At 54.9% G+C, this 24935-nt stretch carries 21 protein-coding genes; 7 read left to right on the top strand and 14 right to left on the bottom strand.

The annotated features are described in order from the left end of the window. The first annotated feature begins 137 nt into the window (after positions 1–137). Positions 138–1511, top strand: coding sequence for an oxygen-independent coproporphyrinogen III oxidase (gene hemN / locus AC6I8E_RS18385; RefSeq protein WP_497824294.1), 1374 nt, complete (start codon positions 138–140; stop codon positions 1509–1511). 41 nt (positions 1512–1552) lie between these two features. Here hemN and glnG read toward each other — a convergent pair whose 3' ends face one another. The 3 genes from glnG to glnA form a co-directional block, all read right to left on the bottom strand. Continuing rightward, a complete protein-coding gene (gene glnG / locus AC6I8E_RS18380) occupies positions 1553–2962 on the bottom strand; it encodes a nitrogen regulation protein NR(I) (protein ID WP_010258440.1) in 1410 nt (469 codons plus the stop codon). A gap of 7 nt (positions 2963–2969) precedes the next feature. Beyond that, positions 2970–4019: a nitrogen regulation protein NR(II) gene (gene glnL, locus AC6I8E_RS18375; RefSeq protein WP_013359534.1), complete on the bottom strand. Its 1050-nt coding sequence runs from the start codon at positions 4017–4019 to the stop codon at positions 2970–2972. Between the two features lie 138 nt (positions 4020–4157). Further along, entirely contained in the window at positions 4158–5567 is a 1410-nt protein-coding gene (gene glnA, locus AC6I8E_RS18370) for a glutamate--ammonia ligase (protein ID WP_013359533.1), read from the bottom strand. Between the two features lie 438 nt (positions 5568–6005). Here glnA and typA point away from each other — a divergent pair, with 438 nt between their 5' ends. The 5 genes from typA (at position 6006) to fabY (ending at position 10936) form a co-directional block, all read left to right on the top strand. Continuing rightward, positions 6006–7829, top strand: a complete 1824-nt coding sequence (gene typA, locus AC6I8E_RS18365) for a ribosome-dependent GTPase TypA (RefSeq protein ID WP_013359532.1) — start codon at positions 6006–6008, stop codon at positions 7827–7829. Between the two features lie 199 nt (positions 7830–8028). Beyond that, complete coding sequence (gene yihX / locus AC6I8E_RS18360) at positions 8029–8625, top strand: glucose-1-phosphatase (RefSeq protein WP_033784325.1); 597 nt, start codon at positions 8029–8031, stop codon at positions 8623–8625. Positions 8626–8628: 3 nt separating this feature from the next. After that, on the top strand, positions 8629–9498 hold the full coding sequence (locus AC6I8E_RS18355) for a virulence factor BrkB family protein (protein WP_497824293.1): 870 nt from the start codon (positions 8629–8631) through the stop codon (positions 9496–9498). Next, on the top strand, positions 9495–9932 hold the full coding sequence (dtd, locus tag AC6I8E_RS18350; RefSeq protein ID WP_033734544.1) for a D-aminoacyl-tRNA deacylase: 438 nt from the start codon (positions 9495–9497) through the stop codon (positions 9930–9932). Before AC6I8E_RS18355 ends, dtd begins: the two co-directional genes overlap by 4 nt. A 56-nt stretch (positions 9933–9988) precedes the next feature. After that, positions 9989–10936, top strand: coding sequence for a fatty acid biosynthesis protein FabY (fabY, locus tag AC6I8E_RS18345; RefSeq protein ID WP_013359528.1), 948 nt, complete (start codon positions 9989–9991; stop codon positions 10934–10936). Between the two features lie 32 nt (positions 10937–10968). Here fabY and AC6I8E_RS18340 read toward each other — a convergent pair whose 3' ends face one another. From AC6I8E_RS18340 to gmk, 7 genes are all read right to left on the bottom strand, one after another. Next, positions 10969–12648 carry an AsmA family protein gene (locus AC6I8E_RS18340; protein ID WP_278495755.1) on the bottom strand — a complete coding sequence of 560 codons (1680 nt, stop codon included), beginning with the start codon at positions 12646–12648 and terminating at the stop codon, positions 10969–10971. A gap of 118 nt (positions 12649–12766) precedes the next feature. Next, entirely contained in the window at positions 12767–14140 is a 1374-nt protein-coding gene (locus AC6I8E_RS18335; protein ID WP_497824292.1) for a nucleobase:cation symporter-2 family protein, read from the bottom strand. Between the two features lie 105 nt (positions 14141–14245). Next, positions 14246–16324 (bottom strand): ATP-dependent DNA helicase RecG, encoded by a 2079-nt coding sequence (gene recG / locus AC6I8E_RS18330; RefSeq protein WP_033784321.1) that lies wholly within the window; start codon positions 16322–16324, stop codon positions 14246–14248. Then, positions 16321–17019 (bottom strand): tRNA (guanosine(18)-2'-O)-methyltransferase TrmH, encoded by a 699-nt coding sequence (trmH, locus tag AC6I8E_RS18325; protein WP_013359524.1) that lies wholly within the window; start codon positions 17017–17019, stop codon positions 16321–16323. Before trmH ends, recG begins: the two co-directional genes overlap by 4 nt. 2 nt (positions 17020–17021) lie before the next feature. Next, positions 17022–19130 (bottom strand): bifunctional GTP diphosphokinase/guanosine-3',5'-bis pyrophosphate 3'-pyrophosphohydrolase, encoded by a 2109-nt coding sequence (spoT, locus tag AC6I8E_RS18320; RefSeq protein WP_013359523.1) that lies wholly within the window; start codon positions 19128–19130, stop codon positions 17022–17024. 20 nt (positions 19131–19150) lie between these two features. Beyond that, positions 19151–19426: a DNA-directed RNA polymerase subunit omega gene (gene rpoZ / locus AC6I8E_RS18315; protein WP_003851346.1), complete on the bottom strand. Its 276-nt coding sequence runs from the start codon at positions 19424–19426 to the stop codon at positions 19151–19153. A gap of 54 nt (positions 19427–19480) precedes the next feature. Then, the gene (gene gmk / locus AC6I8E_RS18310; RefSeq protein ID WP_033734537.1) at positions 19481–20104 is read right to left on the bottom strand and encodes a guanylate kinase; all 624 of its coding nucleotides are present in this window, start codon (positions 20102–20104) and stop codon (positions 19481–19483) included. Positions 20105–20343: 239 nt separating this feature from the next. Between gmk and ligB the strand changes: the two genes are divergently transcribed. Further along, a complete protein-coding gene (gene ligB, locus AC6I8E_RS18305) occupies positions 20344–22095 on the top strand; it encodes an NAD-dependent DNA ligase LigB (protein WP_497824291.1) in 1752 nt (583 codons plus the stop codon). On the opposite strand, the gene AC6I8E_RS18300 is transcribed toward ligB, so the two are convergent. The 4 genes from AC6I8E_RS18300 to AC6I8E_RS18285 form a co-directional block, all read right to left on the bottom strand. Beyond that, positions 22033–22650 carry a trimeric intracellular cation channel family protein gene (locus AC6I8E_RS18300; protein ID WP_013359520.1) on the bottom strand — a complete coding sequence of 206 codons (618 nt, stop codon included), beginning with the start codon at positions 22648–22650 and terminating at the stop codon, positions 22033–22035. The two genes, ligB and AC6I8E_RS18300, sit on opposite strands and share 63 nt — an antisense overlap. 440 nt (positions 22651–23090) lie before the next feature. After that, positions 23091–23735: an oligosaccharide flippase family protein gene (locus tag AC6I8E_RS18295; RefSeq protein ID WP_041457277.1), complete on the bottom strand. Its 645-nt coding sequence runs from the start codon at positions 23733–23735 to the stop codon at positions 23091–23093. 82 nt (positions 23736–23817) lie between these two features. Next, positions 23818–24084 carry a hypothetical protein gene (locus tag AC6I8E_RS18290; RefSeq protein ID WP_497824290.1) on the bottom strand — a complete coding sequence of 89 codons (267 nt, stop codon included), beginning with the start codon at positions 24082–24084 and terminating at the stop codon, positions 23818–23820. A gap of 434 nt (positions 24085–24518) precedes the next feature. Further along, positions 24519–24914 carry a hypothetical protein gene (locus AC6I8E_RS18285; protein ID WP_033734531.1) on the bottom strand — a complete coding sequence of 132 codons (396 nt, stop codon included), beginning with the start codon at positions 24912–24914 and terminating at the stop codon, positions 24519–24521. Positions 24915–24935 lie beyond the last annotated feature (21 nt).

Below are 24935 nucleotides of genomic sequence, written 5' to 3'. Positions count from 1 at the left end.
TATCTGCTGTGGTTATTGTTTAAACTACGACGCCTGTCGCGGCTGAAGCAACGTTTACGTCGGGTCTCAACCCGCTCACCTTTCATCTCCTCTTCTTCGCGACCTTCTCTAAGACGACGTCACCGGAAGGAGTGAGCATGCCATCGCAGCAGATTGAGTGGGATCAGGCGTTAATTGAAAAGTACAATTATGCCGGCCCGCGTTACACCTCTTATCCCACCGCGCTGGAGTTCAGCGAGCACTATGCGGAAGGCGATTTTCAGCGAGCCGTGGCGCGCTACCCTGACCGTCCGCTGTCACTCTACGTCCATATTCCCTTCTGCCATCGTCTCTGCTACTTCTGCGGCTGCAATAAGATTGTGACCCGTCAGCGCCACAAAGCGGACCGTTATCTGGATGTGCTTGAGCAGGAGATTATTCAGCGTGCGCCGCTGTTTCTTCAGCGTCAGGTCACGCAGCTTCACTGGGGCGGCGGCACGCCAACTTTTCTCGACAATGCGCAGATTTCACGGCTGGTGGGTTTACTGAAGCAACACTTCAGCGTGGCCAGCGATGTTGAAATGTCGATCGAGATTGATCCCCGAGAAATTGAGCTGGATATGATTGATCACCTGCGATCGCTGGGATTCAATCGTCTGAGCATGGGCGTGCAGGATTTCAATAAAGCGGTGCAGGAACGGGTTAACCGGGTGCAGGACGAAGAGGTGATTTTCGGCCTGATGGCGCGCGCCCGTGAACAGGGCTTCAGCTCTGTCAGCATCGACCTGATCTATGGCTTGCCCCTGCAGACGCCAGCCAGCTTTGCCTGGACGCTGGAGCGGGTACTGGCACTCAATCCCGATCGCCTTAGCGTGTTTAACTATGCGCATCTGCCAGCGATGTTCGCGGCACAGCGTAAAATCAAAGAGGACGAACTGCCCTCCGCTCAGCAAAAGCTGGATATCTTACAGCAGACCATCACGACGCTGACTCAGCAGGGCTACCAGTTTATCGGGATGGATCACTTTGCGAAGCCGCAGGATGAGCTGGCCATCGCGCAGCGGAAAGGGCAGCTGCATCGTAATTTCCAGGGATACACGACGCAGGGCGACAGCGATTTGCTGGGGCTTGGCGTTTCAGCCATCAGCATGATTGGCGACAGTTATGCGCAGAACCAGAAAGACCTCAACACCTGGTACAAGAGTGTTGAACAGCAGGGGAATGGCCTGTGGCGCGGCATCGCCTTAACCGACGATGATTGCCTGCGTCGTGACGTGATTAAAACGCTGATCTGTAACTTCTCGCTGGATTTTGCCGCGACAGAAGCGCAATGGGGAATTTGCTTCAGCGACTATTTTGCTGAGGACCTGGCGCTGCTGAAACCGTTAATCGCCGATGGGCTGTTGGTACAAACGGCTGGCGGGCTGGAGGTGACGGGGATTGGCCGGTTACTGATTCGTAATATCTGCATGTGTTTTGATCGTTATCTGCGTCAGAAAGCGCGTCAGCAGCAGTTCTCGCGCGTTATCTGAAGAAACGGGCTGGCAGACCACACCAGCCCGTACTGAACCGCTTACTCCATGCCCAGCTCTTTCAGCTTGCGCGTCAGCGTGTTTCGGCCCCAGCCCAGCAGACGTGCTGCTTCCTGCTTGTGGCCTTGCGTATGACGCAGCGCAGTGGTGAGCAGCGTACGCTCCATCTCTGGCTGGGCTTCTGACAGCAGATTCTGATGACCGGAACGCAGGGCGCGGTCGGCCCACTGTGCCAGCAGGGTTGCCCAGCTGTCAGGCAGCGACTGCACCGGATTTTCCGGGGTACTGGATTCAAACAGTTCTCCGGGCAGATCCTGAATCAGTACTTCCTGGCCCGCCGCCATCACGGTCAGCCAGCGACAGGTGTTCTCCAGCTGACGAACGTTACCGGACCAGTGAAGACGGGTTAAGGCTGTCTCGGTTTCCGGATGCAGAATCTTCGCTTCCACCCCCAGCTCACGGGCCGCCACCTGCAGGAAGTAACGTGCCAGACGCGGGATGTCCTCACGACGCTCACGCAGCGGTGGCAGATGCACGCGAATCACATTCAGGCGGTGGAAAAGGTCCTCACGGAACTTGCCTTCCTGCACGCGTAATTCCAGATTCTGGTGGGTTGCGGCGATAATACGTACATCCACTTTCACTGGCGCATAACCACCAACGCGATAGAACTGGCCATCGGCCAGCACGCGCAGCAGACGGGTCTGCACATCCAGCGGCATATCACCGATCTCATCCAGAAACAGCGTGCCGCCATCCGCCTGCTCAAAACGGCCCTGACGGATCTGGTTGGCGCCGGTAAAGGCACCTTTCTCGTGACCGAACAGTTCGGATTCAATCAAATCTTTGGGAATCGCCGCCATGTTAAGCGCGATGAAAGGCGCTTTGGTACGCGGACTATGGCGATGCAGCGCATGAGCTACCAGCTCTTTACCGGTTCCTGACTCACCGTTGATCAGCACACTGATCGACGAGCGCGATAACCGGCCGATGATACGAAACACATCCTGCATCGCTGGCGCTTCACCAATGATATCGGTGGTGGGTCCGCTGACCGGCTGATTTCGCGGCTGCTGCTGTTCCTGATAGTGACTGATGGCTCGCTCGACCAGCGCCACCGCTTCGTCAATATCAAACGGTTTAGGCAGGTAATCAAAGGCACCCTGCTGATAGGCGCTGACAGCGGCGTCCAGATCCGAATGCGCCGTCATTATGATGACCGGAAGCATCGGATGACGCTGCTTAATCTGTTTCAGCAGCGCCAGGCCATCCATACCGGGCATGCGAATATCTGACAGTAAAACGTCCGGGGTCTTGGTTGAGAGGGCATCCAGCACCTCGCTTGCGCTGTCAAAGGTCGCACAGCTCAAACCGGCTCCAGTGAGCGCGCGTTCAAGCACCCAGCGGATGGAGCTATCGTCATCGACGATCCAGACTATCCCTCGTTGCATAGAAACCTCACTGGCGAATAGGCAGGTAAACCGAAAATTCGGTGTGTCCCGGCCAACTGTTAAATTCTATTTTTCCTGAATGTTGATCAATCAGGCTACGGGCGATGGAGAGGCCTAAACCGGTTCCGCCTTCACGTCCGCTGACCATCGGATAAAACAGCGTATCCTGCAGCTGGGCCGGAATGCCGGGGCCATCATCTTCAATATCAATACGTGCCACCAGGCGATAACGCGTGCCGTGCAGCGTCAACTGGAAAGCAGTGCGGGTGCGGATAACAATGGTGCCACCGTCGTCGCCCAGCGCCTGAAGTGCGTTGCGAACTACGTTAAGCAGCACCTGTTCAATCTGGTCGGGGTCATGCGGCAGTTCCGGCAGGCTGGGGTCGTAATCCCTGACCAGCGAAACATTCTCCGGCAGCTCCATCGACACCAGATTGACCACCCGTTCGGCCACCTGATGAATGCTCTGCGTGATGTGCATGCCTGGCTGCTGCGGTCCTAACAGACGATCTACCAGATTTCGCAACCGGTCGGCCTGTTCAATAATCACTTTGGTGTATTCATTCAGTGACGGATCGGGCAGGGCGCGGGATAGAAGCTGTGCCGCGCCGCGTAATCCGCCCAGCGGATTTTTAATCTCATGGGCCAGACCGCGAACCAGATCGCGAGCGGCGACCTGCTGCGCGTGCTGTAACTGCTCCTGACTGAGGCGACGCTGATTATCCATCGGCGCCATTTCCATCAGGATTAAGCCATCGGGTAACCGCTGGGCGGTCAGCGACATAATATGTGCGCGACCATCTACCACCAGCGTGACCTCACTGTCAGTAAATCCCTGGCCAGCCTCAAGACTCTCGCGCATCACCTCAATATTCAGCGAAAAGTAGCCGGTTAATTCCGGTAATGGTGTGCCGAACAATTTGCGTGAGCTTTGCGCCAGTAATTGCTGCGCCGCCGGATTGGCGTAATGAATAACCAGATCGTTATCCACTAACAAAATACTGTTGATTAACGCGTTGAGAATCTGCCCTGCATCGGGCAGAGAGCCAGTTGCCATACAACGTTCCTCTGCACCAGTCAGGTGCATTTTAGTCTTTAAGCCGAAAAGAGGGCGAATGAACGGTGAATTCGCGGAGAAAAAAGCCCATCCGAAGATGGGCTAAAAGTTTCCACGGCAACAAAAACGTCTGACCAGTTAAACGCTGTAGTAAAGCTCGAACTCAACCGGGTGTGGCGTCATGCGAACGCGATCCATCTCTGCTTTACGCAGTTCGATGTAAGCATCGATCGATTCGTCTGTGAATACACCGCCACGGGTCAGGAACTCGCGGTCTTCGTTCAGTGCATTCAGCGCTTCTTCCAGTGAGCCTGCAACTTTTGGAATCTCAGCTTCTTCTTCCGGTGGCAGGTCATACAGGTTCTTATCCATCGCGTCACCAGGATGGATTTTGTTGATGATGCCATCCAGGCCAGCCATCAGCAGCGCGGTGAACGCCAGGTATGGGTTAGCGGCTGGATCCGGGAAGCGCGCTTCGATACGACGGGCTTTCGGGCTGGCAACAACCGGGATACGGATTGAGGCAGAACGGTTACGGGCAGAGTAAGCCAGCATAACTGGTGCTTCATAACCCGGGACCAGACGCTTGTAAGAGTTGGTTGTCGGGTTCGCCAGGGCGTTGATCGCTTTCGCGTGCTTAATGATACCGCCGATGTAGAACAGCGCCATTTCAGACAGGCCGCCGTACTTATCGCCGGCAAACAGGTTCTGGCCACCTTTAGAGAGTGACATGTGGCAGTGCATGCCTGAACCGTTGTCGCCAAACATTGGCTTCGGCATAAAGGTCGCCGTTTTGCCGTAAGCGTGCGCAACGTTGTGAACGACATATTTGTAGATCTGAATTTCGTCCGCTTTTTTGGTCATAGTATTGAAGCGGGTTGCCACTTCGTTCTGACCTGCGGTCGCCACTTCGTGGTGATGCGCTTCAACAACCAGACCCATCTGCTCCATGGTCAGACACATGGCAGAACGGATGTCCTGTGATGAGTCAACCGGTGGAACCGGGAAGTAGCCGCCTTTCAGACCCGGACGGTGACCTTTGTTACCGCCTTCGTACTCTTTACCGGTGTTCCATGCCGCTTCGATATCGTCGATAGCCACATGTGAGCCGGACGTTGATGAACCGAAACGGATGTCATCGAACAGGAAGAATTCGGGTTCTGGTCCAAACAGCACGGTGTCCGCGATGCCGGAAGAGCGCAGGTAATCTTCAGCGCGCTTGGCGATAGAGCGTGGATCGCGATCGTAGCCCTGCATGGTGCCTGGCTCAAGAATGTCACAACGGATGATCAGCGTAGAATCTTCGAAGAAAGGATCCATGACTGCCGTAGTGGCGTCAGGCATCAGCACCATGTCTGATTCGTTAATGCCTTTCCAGCCGCCAATAGACGAACCATCGAACATTTTGCCTTCTTCGAAGAAGTCAGCGTTAACCTGGTGAGCAGGGATCGTAACGTGCTGTTCTTTACCTTTGGTATCGGTAAAACGCAGGTCAACAAACTTAACTTCATGCTCGTTCATCATCGAGAGAACGTGTTCAGCGGACATACTCAACTCTCCTGGAAATGGTCTTTCATTATCTACATGGCGAGGAAACGTCGTTTCCGGAATCCATTGCGGGAAAACACCTCCCTGACCAACTTCACCCGGCACGCTCTTCAACCGACATCTGTCTGGCGTTTACGCTTGATTTAGATAAAGCGAATTCTGTGCCAACTTTTTTGATGTTGCTTAAATCGCCTTGTGATGCACCTTTTTGTCATAAAGCGCCTGCACCACGATGGTCTTAGTGCACCAATGTGGTGCTTAATGGTGATTTATTGGCACTATTTTGGTGCGCAGGACCAACTTAGTGCATTTTCTGCACCGGGAACAGGGCAAATTTGCGCCGATGCAATAAACTTTCAGTGAAAAGTGTGATCCTGTTCAGTCTTCCGCTTAATCCGTGTACAATACCGCGCTATTTCTAATGCCTGAGGCAAAGCTGTGATCGAAAATTTGCGTAACATCGCCATCATCGCGCACGTTGACCATGGAAAGACCACCCTGGTTGACAAACTGCTGCAACAATCCGGTACTTTTGATGCCCGTACCGAAGCAACCGAGCGCGTGATGGACTCCAATGATTTGGAGAAAGAGCGTGGGATTACCATCCTCGCAAAAAACACCGCCATTAAGTGGAATGACTACCGTATCAACATCGTTGATACCCCAGGACATGCCGACTTCGGTGGTGAAGTTGAGCGCGTCATGTCCATGGTGGACTCGGTGCTGCTGGTTGTAGATGCGATGGATGGCCCTATGCCGCAAACCCGCTTCGTGACCAAAAAAGCGTTCGCGCATGGTCTGAAGCCGATTGTGGTTATCAACAAAGTAGACCGCCCTGGTGCGCGTCCGGATTGGGTTGTGGATCAGGTATTTGACCTGTTCGTAAACCTGGATGCCACTGACGAGCAGCTCGACTTCCCTATCATTTTCGCCTCTGCGCTGAATGGTATTGCGGGTCTTGAGCACACCGACATGGCTGACGATATGACCCCGCTGTATCAGGCTATCGTTGATCACGTTGCGCCTCCGCAGGTTGAGGCTGATGCCCCACTGCAGATGCAAATCTCTCAGCTGGACTACAACAACTACCTGGGCGTGATCGGCATCGGCCGTATCAAGCGCGGTAAAGTTAAGCCTAACCAGCAAGTCACTATCATCGATAGCGAAGGCAAAACCCGTAACGCTAAAGTCGGTAAAGTCCTGACTCATCTGGGTCTTGAGCGTATCGATAGCGATCTGGCAGAAGCGGGCGATATCATTGCTATCACCGGTCTGGGCGAGCTGAACATCTCCGACACTATCTGTGACACGCAGAATGTGGAAGCGCTGCCAGCACTGAGCGTCGATGAACCAACTGTAACCATGTTCTTTAACGTCAACACCTCACCGTTCTGCGGTAAAGAAGGTAAGTACGTGACTTCACGTCAGATCCTTGAGCGTCTGAACAAAGAACTGGTTCACAACGTAGCACTGCGTGTTGAAGAAACTGAAGATTCTGACGCCTTCCGCGTATCAGGTCGTGGTGAACTTCACCTGTCAGTCCTGATCGAAAACATGCGTCGTGAAGGTTTCGAGCTGGCGGTATCCCGTCCGAAAGTTATCTTCCGTGAAATCGATGGCCGTAAACAAGAGCCATTTGAGAACGTTACGCTGGATATCGAAGAGACGCATCAGGGTTCCGTTATGCAAGCCATGGGTGAGCGTAAAGGCGATCTGAAAAACATGGATCCGGATGGCAAAGGCCGCGTACGTCTCGACTACGTCATCCCAAGCCGTGGCCTGATTGGCTTCCGTAACGAATTCATGACCATGACGTCCGGTACCGGTCTGCTCTACTCTACCTTCAGCCACTACGACGATATTCGTCCAGGCGAAGTGGGCCAGCGTCAGAACGGCGTACTGATCTCTAACGGTCAGGGTAAAGCCGTCGCGTTCGCCCTGTTCGGTCTGCAGGATCGCGGTAAGCTGTTCCTGGGTCACGGTGCAGAAGTCTATGAAGGCCAGATCATCGGTATTCACAGCCGTTCTAACGACCTGACCGTAAACTGTCTGACCGGTAAGAAGCTGACCAACATGCGTGCTTCCGGTACTGATGAAGCAACGACGCTGGTTCCACCGCAGAAAATGACGCTGGAACAGGCTATCGAGTTCATCGATGATGACGAACTGGTAGAAGTAACACCACTGTCAGTGCGTATCCGTAAACGTCACCTGACTGAAAACGACCGTAAACGTGCTTCACGTGGTCCTAAAGACGCATAAGTGCGCCTTTAACTGATAAAAAGCCCCGCATGCGGGGCTTTTTTTTGCCTGAAATTCCGGCTTCTCCAGTCGGGCCAGTAAATATCTGGGTGCGTTCTATCCACCTTCTGGCGTTTACGCTTTTCTCTCCACGCGTGCCTGTTCAGCCTGCACTTTTGCCGCTAGAGTGAATACTCCAGGGAACAGAAGGAGACACACCATGCTGTATATCTTTGATTTGGGCAACGTGATTATTGATATCGACTTTAACCGCGTGCTGGGTGTCTGGAGTGACCTTAGCCGTGTGCCGCTGGCCTCGCTGCAAAGCCATTTCCAGATGGATGAAGCGTTTGAACAACACGAACGTGGAGAACTCAGCGATGAAGACTTCGCGCTGGCGCTGTGTGAAAAGCTGGCAATAGCGCTGAGTTATGAACAGTTTACTGCTGGCTGGCAGGCGGTCTTCGTAGATGTGCGTCCTGAAACCCTGGCGCTGATGAATCGGCTGCGGCTTGAAGGTCATCGGGTGGTGATTCTCTCTAACACTAATAAGCTGCATTGTGAATTCTGGCCGACGCAGTATCCCGACGTACAGCAGGCAGCTGACAAACTCTATCTCTCGCAGGAGCTGGGTATGCGTAAACCGGAAGCCCGGATTTATCAGCATGTGCTGGACGCGGAGGGTGTGACTGCCGATCAGGCGGTGTTTTTCGACGATAACCCGGAGAACATTGAGGCGGCGCGCGCTCTGGGCATTGAAAGTGTACTGGTTACTGACAGTAAAACGGTACCTGACTGGTTTGCAGGTCAACCGTAACTCATGATGTCACGTAAATTTCGTCCCGGGCTGCATGCGTTCTGGTTGTGGCTCAAATTGTTGTGGAAACGCATAGATGAGGATGGCATGACGACGCAGGCTGGTAATCTGGCCTATGTCTCATTGCTGGCGCTGGTACCACTGATTGCGGTGGTGTTTGCGCTGTTTGCTGCGTTTCCGGTCTTCTCTGATATCAGCGTGCAGTTAAAACAGTTTGTCTTTAACAATCTGATGCCGGCTGCAGGCAACACGCTGCAACGCTATCTTGAGCAGTTTGTGGCTAACGTCAACCGGATGACGGCGGTTGGTGCCGTCGGCCTGATCGTAACGGCCTTACTGCTGATGCATTCGGTTGATACCGCGTTGAATACCATCTGGCGCAGCAACAAGAAGCGGCCGATGGTTTACTCCTTTGCGGTCTACTGGATGATCCTGACGCTCGGCCCGCTTCTGGCCGGTGCCAGCCTGGCGATCAGCTCCTATCTGCTGTCACTGCGCTGGATTAATGCGACCGGCGTCACCAGCCTGGTCGACCAGATGCTGCGCATTTTCCCGCTTCTGCTGTCGTGGCTCGCCTTCTGGTTGCTCTACAGCATTGTACCCACCCAGCGGGTGCCGCCGCGCGATGCGCTGATTGGCGCGCTGGTGGCGGGTGCGCTGTTTGAGCTGGGTAAAAAGGGCTTTGCGCTCTATGTTACTATGTTCCCCTCTTATCAGCTGATCTACGGCGTACTGGCCGTGATCCCCATTCTGTTTCTCTGGGTCTACTGGACCTGGTGTATTGTGTTGTTAGGCGCTGAAATTACCGTCGCGTTAGCCGACTATCGGCAGTTAAAACAGCAGCACAGAGAAGAACAACGCGAGGAAACATGATTGCATTGATTCAACGCGTGCAGCGTGCCAGCGTCAGCGTCGATCAGAACGTAATCGGCGAAATCGGTGCCGGTTTACTGGTTTTACTGGGCGTGGAAAAGGGTGATGACAATGCGCGTGCGGAACGTCTCGCAGAACGCGTACTGGGCTATCGCATCTTTAGTGATGAACAGGGCAAAATGAACCTGAGTGTTCGTCAGGCGGGCGGAAGCGTGCTGGTGGTGTCGCAATTTACGCTGGCCGCAGATACGCAAAAAGGGATGCGCCCCTCCTTTTCAGGGGGCGCGGAGCCTGCTGAGGCCGAACGCCTGTATGACTACTTCAGCGATTACTGTCGCCAGCAGGGCATGACCACGGCGAATGGCCGTTTTGCGGCGGATATGCAGGTCTCGCTGGTGAATGATGGTCCTGTGACGTTCTGGTTACAGGTGTGAGATCGCAAGCGGAGCGGCAGGGAACAGGTCACCTATCCGAGCGGGAGAAACATTACATGTATCATCTTCGCGTGCCACAGACGGCGGAAGAGCTGGATATCTATTATCAGTTCCGCTGGGAAATGTTGCGTAAACCGCTGCGTCAGCCGCAGGGATCGGAACGTGACGCCTGGGATGCCCTGGCGCATCATCAGATGGTGGTTGATGAGCAGGGAAATCCGGTCGCCATAGGCCGTCTCTACATCAACGCCGACAATGAGGCCGCTATCCGCTTCATGGCCGTTCATCCGTCGGTGCAGGGGAAAGGGCTGGGTACGCTGATGGCGATGACCCTGGAGTCGGTCGCGCGTCAGGAAGGCGCGAAGCGGGTAACCTGCAGCGCCCGCGAAGATGCGGTCGCCTTCTTCGCTAAGCTCGGCTATATCAATCAGGGTGAGATTACCGCGCCGCAGACGACGCCGGTACGCCACTTTCTGATGATCAAGCCGGTCGTTACGCTTGATGATATCCTGCATCGCGCCGACTGGTGCGGTCAGCTGCAACAGGCCTGGTATGATCATATTCCGCTCAGCGAGAAGATGGGTGTGCGTATCCTGCAGTTTACCGGGCAGAAATTTATCACCACCATGCCTGAAGCGGGCAACCAGAATCCACATCACACGCTGTTCGCCGGCAGCCTGTTCTCGCTTGCCACACTGACCGGCTGGGGATTGATCTGGTTGCTGCTGCGCGAGCGCCATCTCGGCGGCACCATTATTCTGGCAGATGCGCACATTCGCTACAGCCGTCCGATCAGCGGACGGCCTGGCGCGATTGCCGATCTCGGCTCACTAAGCGGCGACCTTGACCGTCTGGCACGCGGACGTAAAGCACGCGTTCAGCTTGAAGTGGAGCTGTTTGGCGATGATGAATGTGGCGCGGTGTTTGAGGGCGTTTACATCGTTCTGCCAGCCGATCCGGATGGGCCGCTGGAAGAGGGCGGTTCCGGCGCACGTATCAATTAATCATAAGGGCCGCATTTGCGGCCCTTATGTTATTAACGTACCTCGCCTGCCTGCATGGTCTGCTGCACCTGCTGACTGTCGGTTGTCACCGACAGTGTGCCATTAACCGTCGGGCGTATTGGCTGGCCTGCGGCTAAAGCGCCGCTCAGTTGCAGCTGCATATTGCTGTCACCGGTTAACGGCAATGCGGGCCATCCCCAGTTCTGCAACACATTCACCGGCACCGCACGCCCCGTCAGTTGCAGCGTAAGCGGACGGGCTGGCTGCTGGCCGACGGTAGCCGTCCCTTCCAGCAGGCCCTTGTTACTGAACGCACTCAGCTCGGTCACCTGAATCTGTTGTGGGTCGGCACTCAGCGCAATCGACGGGTGACGCAGATCGGTGCGGTTAAAGGTCGACTCTGCCGCGTTCAGGCTGAGCTTACCCGACCAGATCCCCCACTGATGCTGCTGCGCCAGCAGCAGGTTCTCGCCGGATCCATCCAGTGAGGTCAGTTGGAAGGGAAATGCCGGATTGATGTCGATAATCAGGTTACGATTAGAGGTGAAACGCGTCACCGCTACGCTATCCAGCCACGCGGGCAGTGCCGCCTGCCAGCGGTCGCGCCAGTCCTGCGGCAGGGTATATTCCAGTCCGGCAACAGCCAGATTTTTCAGCGTCAGGCGTTTATCGCTGCGTGACCAGTCACCGTCAGCCCGAATCACCCCGTTCGCCCAGCGAGAACTGAACTGCGTCAGCGCCAGGCCCTGCGGAGAGAAATCCAGGGTAACGATAGGGTCATTAAGCTCGAATCCACCGTTGATAAAATTGCTGGCATTCAGCGCCAGCGAACCATCATTACTCTGCCAGTCATCGCCCTGCCAGTTAACGTTTCTCAGCGTCAGGTCAAGATCTGTCACCGCCCAGTCAGGCCCCTGCAGGCGGGCATCAGTCATGTCGAGGCGCGTAATCGCAATCGAGGGAACCACCTGCAGGCTATGCAGGAAATCTTTCAGGCTGCTGGCGGTCTGCAGACGAATATCATTCAGTCGCAGCTGATTAATTTTCCAGTTGCCTTGGGCATCGCGCTCACCGTTGCCGGTCATGGAACCACGCGCCAGGTCGGCACCCATATTGTCAAAGCGCATTCGTCCTTCGGAAACACTGCCCTGAATCAGGACGTTTTCAGCTGGCACCTTATTCAGCGTCATGCTGCCTGCGCTCATCTGGAAGCGGGCATCGCGGCCCAGCATATCAAGGGCTGTGGGTTTCCACGGCAGAATGCCGCCATTAACCTGCTGAGCAAACAGCGGTAGCGTGCTGTTGGGGCTGTCGATACGCATGTTATTGAGCTGCAGGCGATCGGCCTGAATGGGCAGCGCACTGCCTGGCGTCAGATTGGCCAGATTCACTTCCCCGTCGCGCAGTTCAAGACTGCTGAAATGCAGCGGATCGCTGAACTGAATCAGTGCCAGACCGAGATCGACCCGTTTCGCTACCAGAACCGCAGGCTGCCCATCATGACCAAAGCTGAAGTCATCCAGAATGATGTGAGAGGGAGAAGAGAAATTGTGTTCAATTTTACTCAGGGAGAGATGCCATTCGGTTTTGTCGCTCACCCAACGGCTAAACCAGCCTGCACCCCACTGTGTCTGCAGCAGCACATAGATCACCACGAGGATGAAAAGCAGCAGCAAAAGTAAGGTGAGGAAAAACTTTCCAATAAATTTCATAGCATCCTTCCCGAGTTAAATCCGGTGAGAGGTTGTTATGCCTGAATTACCGTTACAGCTCAACAGCCTGGATGTAAATCCGAATAATTAGCAGGCAGGCCGAAGCCTGCCTGTGGACTTACTTCTCTTGCGGAAAAATCAGGTTGAGCACGATGGCGGTAATGCCACCTGCCGCAATGCCGGAAGAGAGCAGGGTTTTCAGCCACTCGGGCGCAAACTGCAGGATTAAGGGTTGCTGAGAAACACCCAGCCCCACCGCCAGCGACAGCGCGATGATCATGATGGCGCGACGGTTAAGCGGCTCGCGTGACACGATGCGAACGCCCGAGGCGGCGATGGTGCCGAACATCACAATGGTTGCGCCGCCGAGCACCGGCTCAGGAATGAGCTGAACCAGACCGCTGACCGCCGGGAACAGTCCCAGCACAATCAGCATCAGTGCGACCACAAAGCCCACGTAGCGGCTGGCCACGCCGGTCAACTGAATCACGCCATTGTTCTGACCGAAGCAGGAGTTAGGGAAGGTATTAAACAGCGCGGAGACAAAGGAGTTAAGACCATTCGCCAGCACGCCACCTTTCAGGCGTTTCATATAGAGCGGTCCGCTCACCGGCTGCTCTGAAACATCCGAGGTGGCGGTGATATCGCCGATGGTCTCCAGAGAGGTGACCATAAACACCAGCATCAGCGGGATAAGCAGATTCCAGTCGAAGCCCAGTCCGTAGTAGAGCGGCGCTGGCACCATGATTAACGGCTGATCAGCAGGAATACCTGCTGCAGGCAGCATGCCCATCGCCCAGGCCAGCAGATAGCCCACCGCCATGGCAATCACCAGGGAGGCGACGCGCAGGTAGGGATTCTTCTGTCGGTTCAGCAGCACGATCACCATCAGCACGGCTCCGGCCAGCATCAGATTTTTCGGCGCACCAAAGGTATGGTCGTTCATCGCACTGAAACCGCCGCCAATGGAGGTCAGGCCGACCTGAATCAGCGACAGGCCGATAATCATCACCACAATACCGGAAACCAGCGGCGTAATGATCCGGCGCGCCAGATGCAATACGCGCGACAGCACCATCTCGGTACAGGAGGCCACCATCAGCGTGCCAAAAAGTGCCGCCATCATAGTGGGCACGTCAGCACCGCCATTTTTCAGCGCCATCCCGCCCATAATCAGAGGCGTCACGAAGTTGAAGCTGGTGCCCTGAATCGACAACAGGCCCGAACCCACCTGTCCCCAGGTTTTTATTTGCAGCAGTGATGCCACGCCCGATGCAAACAGCGACATGCTGATCACGTGCCGGGTATCTTCTGCAGGCAGGCCCAGCGCCTGACAAATCAGAATCGCAGGCGTAATAACCGCGACAAACATTGCCAGCAGGTGCTGACCGGCGGCAAACAGCGTTTGTGGCAGGGGTGGACGATCTTCAAGACGATAAATCAGTTCACTTTTCGTGGCGGAAGGCTGATCTGGCTGAGGAGTGGTAGACATCTTCTGTTCTTCCCAAAAAATAGTGTGGCGATTGTAATCATCCGTCGGGCAAAAGCAATCGTTTGCCCGGCGAGGATAAAAAAGGCCGACTCAGATGGAGATCAATCAGACGTTGGTATAACGGGTGTTCTCTGGCAGCCAGCGTTCAATCAGGGCGCTGGCCTGCTCGGGATAGTGCTGGTGGATGTGGCGCGCCACACGCTGAACTTCCGGCACCATTGCGGCATCGCGTAGCAGGTCGGCGACTTTGAACTCCGCGTTGCCGGTCTGACGCGTGCCCAGCAGTTCACCCGGCCCGCGAATCTCCAGATCGAACTGAGCAATGACGAAGCCGTCATTACTGTCACGCAGCACCTGAAGACGCTTCTGCGCCGTTTTGCTCAGTGGCGCTTTATAGAGCAGCACACAGTGCGATGCCACGGCACCACGACCTACACGGCCCCGTAGCTGATGCAGCTGCGCCAGCCCTAACCGCTCCGGGTTTTCGATAATCATCAGGCTGGCATTCGGCACGTCAACGCCGACCTCGATGACTGTCGTCGCCACCAGCAGCTGCAGTTCATTCGCTTTAAAGGCCTGCATTACTGCCTGCTTTTCCGCGGGCTTCATCCGGCCATGCACCAGTCCAATATTTAAGTCGGGCAGCGCCGTTTTCAGGGATTCCCAGCTGGCCTCTGCCGCCTGCGCTTCCAGCAATTCGGACTCTTCAATCAGGGTGCAGACCCAGTAAGCCTGACGCCCTTCGCGGCAGGCATGCTCAACCCGCGCCACAATCTCATCGCGTCGGGTATCTGGGATCGCCACGGTGGTCACCGGAGTACGTCCCGGCGGCAGCTCATCGATGGTTGAGGTATCAAGATCGGCATAGGCGGTCATCGCCAGGGTGCGCGGGATCGGGGTAGCGGTCATGATCAGCTGATGCGGATGGAAACCCTGCTCCTCGCCTTTTTCCCACAAGGCCAGTCGCTGGTGGACGCCGAACCGGTGCTGTTCATCAATAATGACCAGCGCCAGACCGTTGAACTGCACCTGCTCCTGAAACAGCGCGTGTGTACCCACGACCATTGCCACCTGACCGCTGGCTATCGCTTCCTGTTGTGCCTGGCGGGCTTTGCCTTTCTGTTTTCCGGCCAGCCAGCCCACTTCAATGCCCAGCGGCGCAAACCACTGGCGGAAGTTACTGGCATGCTGTTCAGCCAGCAGTTCGGTCGGCGCCATCAGCGCAACCTGCTTACCATGGGCGATAACGTTCAGCGCAGAGAGCGCGGCTACCAGTGTCTTGCCCGAGCCAACATCGCCCTGCACCAGCCGCATCATCGGGAAATCGTTGGCCAGATCTTTCTCTATCTCCGTCACCACGCGTTTCTGCGCATTAGTCGGTGAGAAGGGCAGCGCGGCCAGCAGCTGGTCGCTAAGATTGTGTCGCGGCGTCATTGGCAGCGCGTAATAGCGCTGAGCACCGGCGCGTACCGCCAGCATGCTGAGGTTGTGCGCCAGCAACTCTTCCAGAATCAGTCTGCGTTGCGCCGGATGACGGCCACTTTCCAGCTCACTGAGACGAAGATCGGGCGGAGGGCGATGCAGGGTACGGAGCGCATCAGGTAGGCTGATTAAACCGCCGCTCAGCTCCTGCGGCAGCAGCTCGGCAATCGGGCAGCTCTCCAGCAGCGTCAGCGCCTGGTCGGTAAGATTACGCAGCGTGGCCTGCCGGATGCCTTCGGTGGTGGGATAAACCGGCGTTAAGGTCTCTTCCAGCGCCACATTGCTCTGTTCGCCCTGGATGCGGTACTCGGGATGAATAATCTCCGCGCCGCGCTGACCGCGTTTAATCTCACCATAGGCGGTGACGCGACGGCCTGGCGACAGGTTGTTCTTCATGCCGGCATTGAAATTAAAGAAGCGCATCGTCAGGACACCACTGCCATCGCTGATCTGGCACACCATCATCCGGCGGCGACCAAAGGTGATGTCAGTGTGCAGTACTTCACCTTCTACGGTGGCCCAGATACCGGGCAGCAGATCGTCAATGGCATAGAGCTGGGTGCGATCTTCGTAGCGTAGCGGGAGATGAAGCAGGAGATCCTGAATGGTATGCAGGTCAATTTTGGCCAGTTTTGCTGCCTGGCTGGCACCGACGCCGGTCAGGGTACTGAGCGGGATGGCATCCAGCAGACGGCCTTTCATCTTTTTTTACCGGTCGATTGCATGGTTGCCCACCAGCTGGGATCGGCGTCGACTTCGCCCTGCGCATTGATGCGCGGATAGGGTAAACCTTTCTGCTTTGCGACCCGTGCCAGTACCGGGAATCCGCCTTCAAACAGCAGGCGTTGCTGCTCATCGTCGTCCAGCAGGCTGTAATCGCGCAGGTAAAGACCGGCATTTTGTCGCTGCCGCTGCGCTTCATAAAGAATCAGCGCACAGGCGACTGAGACATTCAGCGACTGCACCATGCCTACCATGGGAATCACGATCTTCCGGTCGGCCAGCGCCAGTGCTTCTTCGGTAATGCCGGTTTTTTCCTGTCCCATCAGGATGCAGGTGGGAAGGGTATAATCGATTTCACGGAAATCCACGGCATCGTCAGAAAGATGGGTCGCCAGAACCTGCATCTTCTGCTGTTTAAGCTGTTTTACAGCGTCGCCGATGGTGGGATGGGTAACCACTTTCACCCAGCTGTTGCTTCCGGCAGACGCGGAAGCCTGGGTGCGCATCCGCTGGCTGGGCCAGACAGCATGCACTTCGTGGATGCCGACTGCGTCGGCCGTGCGGATCACCGCCGACACATTGTGCGGCTTATGCACCTGCTCCATACAGACCGTAAGGTCGTGCTGGCGCAGTGCCAGCATCGCCTGAATCCGGGCAAAACGTTGATCGTTCATGCCTAATTACGGTTACGGTGGACTTTGATCACATCCGGCATCACGCGAATTTTACGCATGATATTCGCCAGATGGACACGGTCGCGTGCGGTCAGGCGGATAAAGGCGCTGTAGACGCGGCCATCACGCTCTTCAGTATTCAGGCTCTGAATATTGGAACCGGCCGTGTTGATTGCTGCCGTCAGGTTCGCCAGTGCGCCCTGATGGTTAAACATGTCGACTTTGATTTCCGCCACGAACTCCTGCTCGGTGACTTTATCCCACTCGACCGGCATGAATTTTTCCGGCTCTTTCTGGTAGCCGCGGATATTGCGACAGGATTCATGATGCACCACCAGTCCTTTGCCAGGGCTGACATGAGCAACAATCGGGTCACCGGGAATCGGTCGGCAGCATTTAGCGAACGTAATCAACACGCCATCAGCACCTTTGATCGGCAGCTTACCACGCTTGCTGTTACTGCTGATGGTCTTGCTGTCCGCCTGCAGCAGGTTCTTCGCCACGACCACGCTCATCGCATTGCCCAGACCAATTTCCGCCAGCAGATCGTCAAGCGAGGTCAGCTTCATACGGTCCAGCTCCTGACGGATATTCTCCGCCGGGATCTCCGCCAGTTTACGGCTGCCGCCCAGCGCATGGCTGAGCAGACGGCGCCCCAGATTAACCGAGTCTTCACGCTTGAGGTTTTTCAACAGCTGGCGAATTTTGGCGCGGGCTTTGGAGCTGACGACAAAGTTGAGCCAGGCGGCGTTGGGACGGGCGCCTGGCGCGGTGATGATCTCAATCGTCTGTCCGCTGGTCAGGGATTGCGACAGCGGATAAGGCTGACGATCAACGCGTGCGCCGACGCAGGCATGGCCGATGTCGGTGTGAACCGCATAGGCGAAGTCCACCGGCGTCGCGCCGGTTGGCAGCTCAACAATGCGGCCTTCAGGCGTAAAGACGTAGATCTCATCCGGGAAGAGATCGGACTTCACGCTTTCGATAAATTCAAACGAACTGCCCGCACTTTGCTGCAGCTCCAGCAGGCTTTGCAGCCAGCGCTGAGCGCGAATCTGTGCGGTGGTGCCACTTTCGCCCGCCTGTTTATACGCCCAGTGCGCAGCGACCCCCATTTCCGCCATCTGATCCATATCCTCGGTGCGAATCTGCACTTCAACCGGCACGCCGTGCGGACCGATCATGGAGGTATGGAGCGATTGATAGCCGTTAGCTTTGGGGATGGCGATGTAATCTTTCACGCGGCCCGGACGCGGCTTATACAAGCTGTGCATCTGGCCCAGAACGCGATAGCAGGTATCCAGATCTTTCACGATGACGCGAAAGGCATAGATATCCATGATCGAGTGAAAACGCTGCTCTTTAAGCGTCATTTTGCGGTAGATCGAGTAAAGATGCTTTTCACGACCGCTGACGCGGCAGGGAATGCCCGCTTCCTGCAGACGGCCATCGATCTCAGAAAGAATCTTCTGGATCATCTCTTTACGATTGCCGCGCGCGGCTTTCACCACCTCTTTAATCACCCGATAGCGGTTCGGGTAGAGAGCCTCAAAACCGAGCTCTTCCAGCTCCGTTTTAAGATGGTGAATACCCAGGCGATGCGCCAGCGGACTGTAAATCTCTAACGTTTCCAGCGCGATGCGGCGACGTTTGTCCGGGCGTAATGACCCCAGGGTGCGCATATTGTGGGTGCGGTCAGCCAGCTTGATGAGAATGACGCGGATATCCTGCACCATCGCCATAATCATCTTGCGAAAGTTCTCTGCCTGCGCTTCTTTCTTGTCGCGGAATTTCAGCTTATCCAGCTTGGAAACGCCTTCGACCAGCTCCGCCACGCTTTTACCGAACAGCTGTTCCATGTCCTGGTAAGTGGCAGGCGTATCTTCGATCACGTCATGCAGCAGCGCGGCCATGAGGGTTTCATGGTCGAGCTTCATTTCCGCCAGAATACAGGCCACGGCAACCGGATGGGTGATATAAGGCTCACCGCTGGAGCGTGTCTGTCCCTCGTGGGCATCACGTGCGACAAGGTAGGCTTGCTGGAGGCGCTTGATCTGCTCCTCTGGCAAGTATTTTTCAATCAGTTGATTGAGACTTTCAAACAGATACAAGGGCGACCTGCAGGTGGCTGTTAACGACGACCTTCAGCGATAGCGGTAACGGCCTGTAACTCAGCGGCTTCCTGCTCTTGCTGTTCCTGACGGTCACGCACATCTAAAATCTGATTGGTGACCAGACCTTCTTCGATTTCGCGCAGAGCGATAACGGTAGGCTTGTCGTTCTCTTCCGGAACCAGCGGATCTTTGCCGCCAACCTGCATCTGACGTGCACGACGTGCAGCGACCAACACCAGGTCAAAACGATTACCAACTTTTTCTACTGCGTCCTGAACGGTTACGCGTGCCATAGGTGTGCTACTCCACAGATGAAGAAATGACTGCGCATCATACTGAAACTGTATTCAGACTGCCAACAGTTTGCTGATTAAAGCATCGTGACGCGCCTTCTGGCGCGCCATACGCAGACGTTCGGCGCGAATAATGGTTTTCAGATCGGACAGCGCCAGATCGAAATCATCATTCACAATTAAATAGTCATACTCGGCGTAGTGGCTCATTTCCGCTACTGCCTGCGCCATACGACGCGTGATGACCTCTTCGCTGTCCTGGCCACGACCGCGCAGACGGCGATCGAGCTCTTCTTTCGACGGCGGTAAAACGAAGATGCTGCGTGCGCCTGGCATTCTGGCGCGGATTTGCTGCGCACCTTGCCAGTCGATGTCGAGAAACACATCAACGCCGGTTGCCAGCACCTGCTCAATAGCATGGCGCGACGTACCGTAATAGTTGTCGAAAACTTTAGCGTGTTCGAGGAAAGCATCTTCCGCGATCATCCGCTCAAATTCATGTTTCTCAACGAAAAAATAATGTTCGCCATGGGCTTCACCCGGACGCATGCCGCGCGTCGTGTGCGAAACAGAGACCTGCGTATCATACAACGGCTGGGTCTTTAACAGTGCCTGAATCAGGCTGGATTTCCCTGCGCCGCTGGGTGCAGAAACAATATAGAGCGTGCCTTGAGCCATGGTTTTCTTGAATTGATTAAAAGCGGAGTCGATTTCCTGCACAGTATACACAGCTTCCCGCTGCCACGCAGCGTTTGCGCAGCGGCAACAGCCAACTTTTGCGTCTCTTCGCGCAAATGTCTGTCAGACCGCTGCAACTAATCCTTTATTGCCACGATACCCCTTCCTGAACCGGACATCGTTTCTGGCTGACGCCAAAGCATTGATATTGAATACCGAAAAACGTCAGGGGAAAGAGTATGAAAGGATTCGGCTGGCCGCTGTTTGCGGCTGTTTTGTGGATCGTTACATGGCCTGTGCATAGCGCCGTTTGTCCGGTCTGGACACCGAACCGGGCGACGGAAGAGATCCGCCGCCTGCAACAGCAACTGCAACACTGGGATGACGCTTACTATCGTCAGGGCCAGAGTCCGGTGGCGGATGCGGATTATGATGCTCTTCAGCAGCGACTGATTCAGTGGCAGCACTGCTTTAGCCTTTATCAGCCGGCTTACGCCCCACAACTGCCGGGTAATGGCACGTCATTGCACCCGGTCGCCCATACTGGCGTAAAAAAGATGCGGGACAAGCTGGCACTGGCTTACTGGATGCAGGGGCGACGCGATCTCTGGGTGCAGCCAAAAGTCGATGGTATCGCCGTTTCACTGGTGTATCGCCAGGGCAGACTGGTGTCGTTGTTAAGTCGTGGCGATGGATTGCGCGGTGAAGAGTGGCTGGCTAAAGCCGCCTGGATCCCGGCGATTCCGCTGAATATCGAGACCCGACTCGACGAGGTTGTGCTGCAGGGTGAGCTATTTCTGCCGATGACCGATCATCAACAGGCCATTGATGGCGGTAAAAATGCTCGCGCACAGGTGGCCGGGGCCATGATGAGTAAACAGCGTGTTCCCCTGCTGAATTCGCTCGATGTTTTCATCTGGGCCTGGCCAGATGGCCCGGCAACAATGACGGAACGCCTTGAGCAACTCAGTCGCTGGGGACTGGGCGTTGCGGCAAAATGGAGCCACAGCGTTAAAGATGAAGAGGAGGTCGCTGCCTGGCGGGATCGCTGGTTCCATGCTGCGCTGCCCTTTGTCACTGACGGTGTGGTGGTTCATCAGAGTCTTCGTCCTGCGGGCAAAAACTGGCTGCCGGGAGAGGGAACCTGGGCTGTTGCCTGGAAGTATCAGCCTCCGGAAGTCAGCGCTGAAGTGCTCTCCGTTGATTTTCCGGTTGGCCGAACCGGGAAAATAGCTGCCGTCCTTAATCTGCAGCCGGTGCAGCTGGATGACAAGACCGTCAGGCGGGTTAATGTCGGATCCCTGCGTCGCTGGCAGGAAAGCGATATTGTGGCGGGTGATGTGATTACGCTGAGTCTGGCGGGTCAGGGGATTCCCCGGCTGGAGCGGGTGATCTGGCGCGTGGCAGAGCGCGACTATCCTCAGCCTCCCGACGCGTCGCATTATACGCCGCTAAGCTGTTACACCTTCAGTGCGGAGTGCCAGAAGCAGTTACTGGCAAAATTACGCTGGCTCAGTCAGAAAACGGTGCTGAATATTCCGGGCGTTGAGCGCAGCACCTGGCTGCGCTTACTGGAAACCGGCAGTATGACGCATCTGTTCGGCTGGCTGACGTTAACACCGGAACAGGTCGCTGCCGCAACGGGCTTCTCTCCGGAACGGGCAGATCAGCTCTGGCACCGTTTTAATCTCACCCGTCAGCAGCCGTTTCGTCGCTGGGTGGATGCCTTAGGTATTTCACTGCCGCGGAAAGCCCTGAAGTCGCTACCCGATCAGCAGTGGGAGAGCTTAATGCAGCGGGATGTGGCGGACTGGCAGGTGCTACCGGGCGTTGGTGCTGCGCTGGCAAAGCGTCTGGTTGCGCAGTTCCATGATGCCCGTGTGCAGGCGCTGATCGCGTTCCTGCAGCAGCAGGGCATACCTTCTTCCTCAATGCTCGGGATGGGGATAGTTGAAAATCGGCAAACCGAGGCGGAAGCGCAGCGCCAGTAAACGGGCAAAGAAGCCGAACAGCAGGGTAATGATAATCACCGCTTCATGTGCCAGCGTAGTTTTCAGCAGCAGGATATAGATCCAGCCCGAGGCGAAGGCGATACCGGCGTAGAGCTCCTTCTGAAACACCAGCGGAATGCGATTACAGAACATGTCACGCAGTACGCCACCGAAGACGCCGGTAATGACCGCGCTTATTGCGGCAATAATCATGGCATGTCCGGAATCGAGCGCAACCTGCGCGCCGATAATGGAAAAAACCACCAGTCCCAGCGCATCAAGCACCAGGAACACTTTGCGCAGATGTGTCATCAGTGGCGCCAGGAAAGTGGTGATGACCGCTGCTGCTGCCACAATCATGATGTATTCGGGATTTTTAACCCAGCCCAGCGGGTAGTGACCCAGCAGGATGTCGCGCACCGAACCACCGCCGATGGCAGTCACTGACGCGATAATAATGACACCGAACAGATCCATTTTGCGGCGGCCTGCCGCCAGCGCACCGGTCATGGCTTCAGCAGTAATACCAATGATGTAGAGAACGGTCAGTAACATAGCAGACTCCGGTAAAACGGCGGCAAGGCGATGCCTTTGCCTGAAAGACGGCGACAGAGATTTTCAGGCGATCGGCGTCCGTGATAAGCGCAGTGTATACCAGCTAGCCCTGGCGTCCGTATAGAAAGACTTTTCTGCGCGGAGCCTGCGGTGAGTGCCTGTTTAAATCTGAGAAGAAACAGTCTGCAGAAGGTTTGTGCGTTGCGGCCCGCTGTTTTCCGGTTCCGGACGGGCGGATATTAACCGACCGTGAACGCCAGACAACGGCTGGAGGTAAGTCAGTTTATAAGTGAGGTAAAAAGGCTGGATGCGGCAGATAAAGAAGGGAATCGATCAGAGAAATAAAGCAACAGGCTTAATAAAAAGAAAAGGCGTGCTGGTTAACAGCACGCCAACGCATCGTTTCGGATGCTCAGAGCCCACCATACAGACTTATTTTATTATTTGTTTCTTGCACGAATTTTAGAAAAGGCTTTCAGGCTAAAATGGTATTCCGGCTGGAACCATGAACGACCATAGTAGCAGTAAATCAGCATGCGAATAGATGCCATCGCCAGATAACCCCAGATCGCACACAATACTGAAGGTGTCAGCCAGACGGTAAATAAAGTGACGGCAAGACCGGCTAATACTGATGAGGTTTCAGCAAAAGCGATACGGGTATATTGTTTTTCGCGCTGTAATATCGCACGGTAATGCTGACCCTGCGGGATGATAATAAACACCACTGAGACCATCTGCAGCATTAACGCCAGTTCAGGTTGACCAAACAGACTGTTCAGTAGGTGACTGCCCGTAAATAACAGACCAAACACCGCGACACCCATCAACATATTACCCCAGTAGATCGTGGAGAGGTCGTTGATAGAGAGCATACAGCGGCGGATCAGCTTATTTGAGAAGCCGCGATCGGCCAGCGTATCGATAGCCAGTAAAGCTATCACGGCGATCGCCAGCAGGTTCAGTTCATTCGCCTGCAGAATCTGCGCCAGCAACGAAAGCTGCAGTACGCCGATGCCAATAATTTTGATTGAAGAGAGCAGAGACCACTTTGCGCTATTAAGACTGCTTTCACGTATTGCCATAATATACTCGTTAGAGTTCATTGACTCTGTGAGAATTAAATCGTTGTGTAACAGCAATGAGAGGTTGCTGTGACACCGTTGGTTAGTGCAATTTTTCCGGCCGGAGTCCTGAAATATCTTCCCAGGCTTGCCATGTTATTATGGGTTCAATCAAATGGTGCCCGGATAAAAAACAGATATCCCTGGTAAATTCTCTGTTTCGTGTCATGGCGGAATCCCCTGCAGAGAATAAGAATTCCGCCAGATCACGAATAAACCCTGTTGTAGTTTTATATTCTCCTGCCAGCATCCTTGCGGCAATCTCAACGAATTCTTTTTCTGATAACAAAGGATACGCAGAGCGGTCCATGACTTTTTTCCTGCTTTATCATTATAGGTATTGCTGTGTGTGGAATGATTTATACATTGTTTTATTTAATTTAACACCATAAGAAAAGTCTGATTACGCGACCGCAGAAATAAATGGTTTCACTTCATGCATGATAAATATTAAATCTCCAGTACGAGAGTAATAAACGATTGTTGATGATTAATGTATGTGTTTTAGCGAAATTGTTTACACAGCAGATGAAGATGCCTGAAATCAGCGGGGATAGCCTGCCTGTCAGGCATTGTTGCCAGGAATTTTCCTGGCAACAATGCTTAAGCAGGGTTGGTGATAAACGTGCAGAAGGGGCATGCAATCAGATAAACGCTTTATGCTTTATCATCGGAAGTTTTTCTGTTTTTTTTCATAAACAGCCAGTGATAAGTACAGAGAAAAAATCGAGCTAAGTCATTGATTTACTGTGTCAGAAGCTGGTTAAGCTTCTCAAGATCGTTGCTAACCCATTCAATATCCTGCTTAAATCTCTCATCTGAAGTAAATGGCTGGCGGTAAACCGTCACCATCACCTCGGCACCCTGCTCGTTGGCTATCACGCGCATCGGCACATAGATTTCCTTTCCTGAGCCACTGTCAATCCAGTGATCCATTACGCCAAACGGATTATGTGGCGAGAACCGGAGCTTTACATTTCCCTGAGGGCCTTTAGCACGCCAGCGATTGCCATCAGGCTCTAACGCACTATTCGTCAGCCCGGACGCCCACTTTGGAAAAAATTCCGGCTTCCAGATGGTTTCATAAAGATCTAACCAGTGACGCGGAATCGTCAGGCTCAGCGTGCGCGAGGAGAGCATATAACCTCCGGAGGATAAGCT

This window comes from Pantoea sp. X-Soil-YNGN-785, assembly GCF_059730585.1.
This window is presented reverse-complemented; position numbering and strand designations above follow the sequence as displayed.

Bases quoted from the DNA above. Each gene is read 5' to 3' on its own strand.
- recG (WP_033784321.1), bottom strand. From the start codon at position 16,324: ATGAAAGGCCGTCTGCTGGATGCCATCCCGCTCAGTACCCTGACCGGC.
- hemN (WP_497824294.1), top strand. From the start codon at position 138: ATGCCATCGCAGCAGATTGAGTGGGATCAGGCGTTAATTGAAAAGTAC.
- AC6I8E_RS18340 (WP_278495755.1), bottom strand. From the start codon at position 12,648: ATGAAATTTATTGGAAAGTTTTTCCTCACCTTACTTTTGCTGCTGCTT.
- AC6I8E_RS18300 (WP_013359520.1), bottom strand. From the start codon at position 22,650: ATGTTACTGACCGTTCTCTACATCATTGGTATTACTGCTGAAGCCATG.
- yihX (WP_033784325.1), top strand. From the start codon at position 8,029: ATGCTGTATATCTTTGATTTGGGCAACGTGATTATTGATATCGACTTT.
- trmH (WP_013359524.1), bottom strand. From the start codon at position 17,019: ATGAACGATCAACGTTTTGCCCGGATTCAGGCGATGCTGGCACTGCGC.
- AC6I8E_RS18295 (WP_041457277.1), bottom strand. From the start codon at position 23,735: ATGGCAATACGTGAAAGCAGTCTTAATAGCGCAAAGTGGTCTCTGCTC.
- ligB (WP_497824291.1), top strand. From the start codon at position 20,344: ATGAAAGGATTCGGCTGGCCGCTGTTTGCGGCTGTTTTGTGGATCGTT.
- glnG (WP_010258440.1), bottom strand. From the start codon at position 2,962: ATGCAACGAGGGATAGTCTGGATCGTCGATGACGATAGCTCCATCCGC.
- AC6I8E_RS18335 (WP_497824292.1), bottom strand. From the start codon at position 14,140: ATGTCTACCACTCCTCAGCCAGATCAGCCTTCCGCCACGAAAAGTGAA.
- fabY (WP_013359528.1), top strand. From the start codon at position 9,989: ATGTATCATCTTCGCGTGCCACAGACGGCGGAAGAGCTGGATATCTAT.
- AC6I8E_RS18290 (WP_497824290.1), bottom strand. From the start codon at position 24,084: ATGGACCGCTCTGCGTATCCTTTGTTATCAGAAAAAGAATTCGTTGAG.
- rpoZ (WP_003851346.1), bottom strand. From the start codon at position 19,426: ATGGCACGCGTAACCGTTCAGGACGCAGTAGAAAAAGTTGGTAATCGT.
- AC6I8E_RS18355 (WP_497824293.1), top strand. From the start codon at position 8,629: ATGATGTCACGTAAATTTCGTCCCGGGCTGCATGCGTTCTGGTTGTGG.
- glnL (WP_013359534.1), bottom strand. From the start codon at position 4,019: ATGGCAACTGGCTCTCTGCCCGATGCAGGGCAGATTCTCAACGCGTTA.
- dtd (WP_033734544.1), top strand. From the start codon at position 9,495: ATGATTGCATTGATTCAACGCGTGCAGCGTGCCAGCGTCAGCGTCGAT.
- AC6I8E_RS18285 (WP_033734531.1), bottom strand. From the start codon at position 24,914: ATGCTCTCCTCGCGCACGCTGAGCCTGACGATTCCGCGTCACTGGTTA.
- glnA (WP_013359533.1), bottom strand. From the start codon at position 5,567: ATGTCCGCTGAACACGTTCTCTCGATGATGAACGAGCATGAAGTTAAG.
- gmk (WP_033734537.1), bottom strand. From the start codon at position 20,104: ATGGCTCAAGGCACGCTCTATATTGTTTCTGCACCCAGCGGCGCAGGG.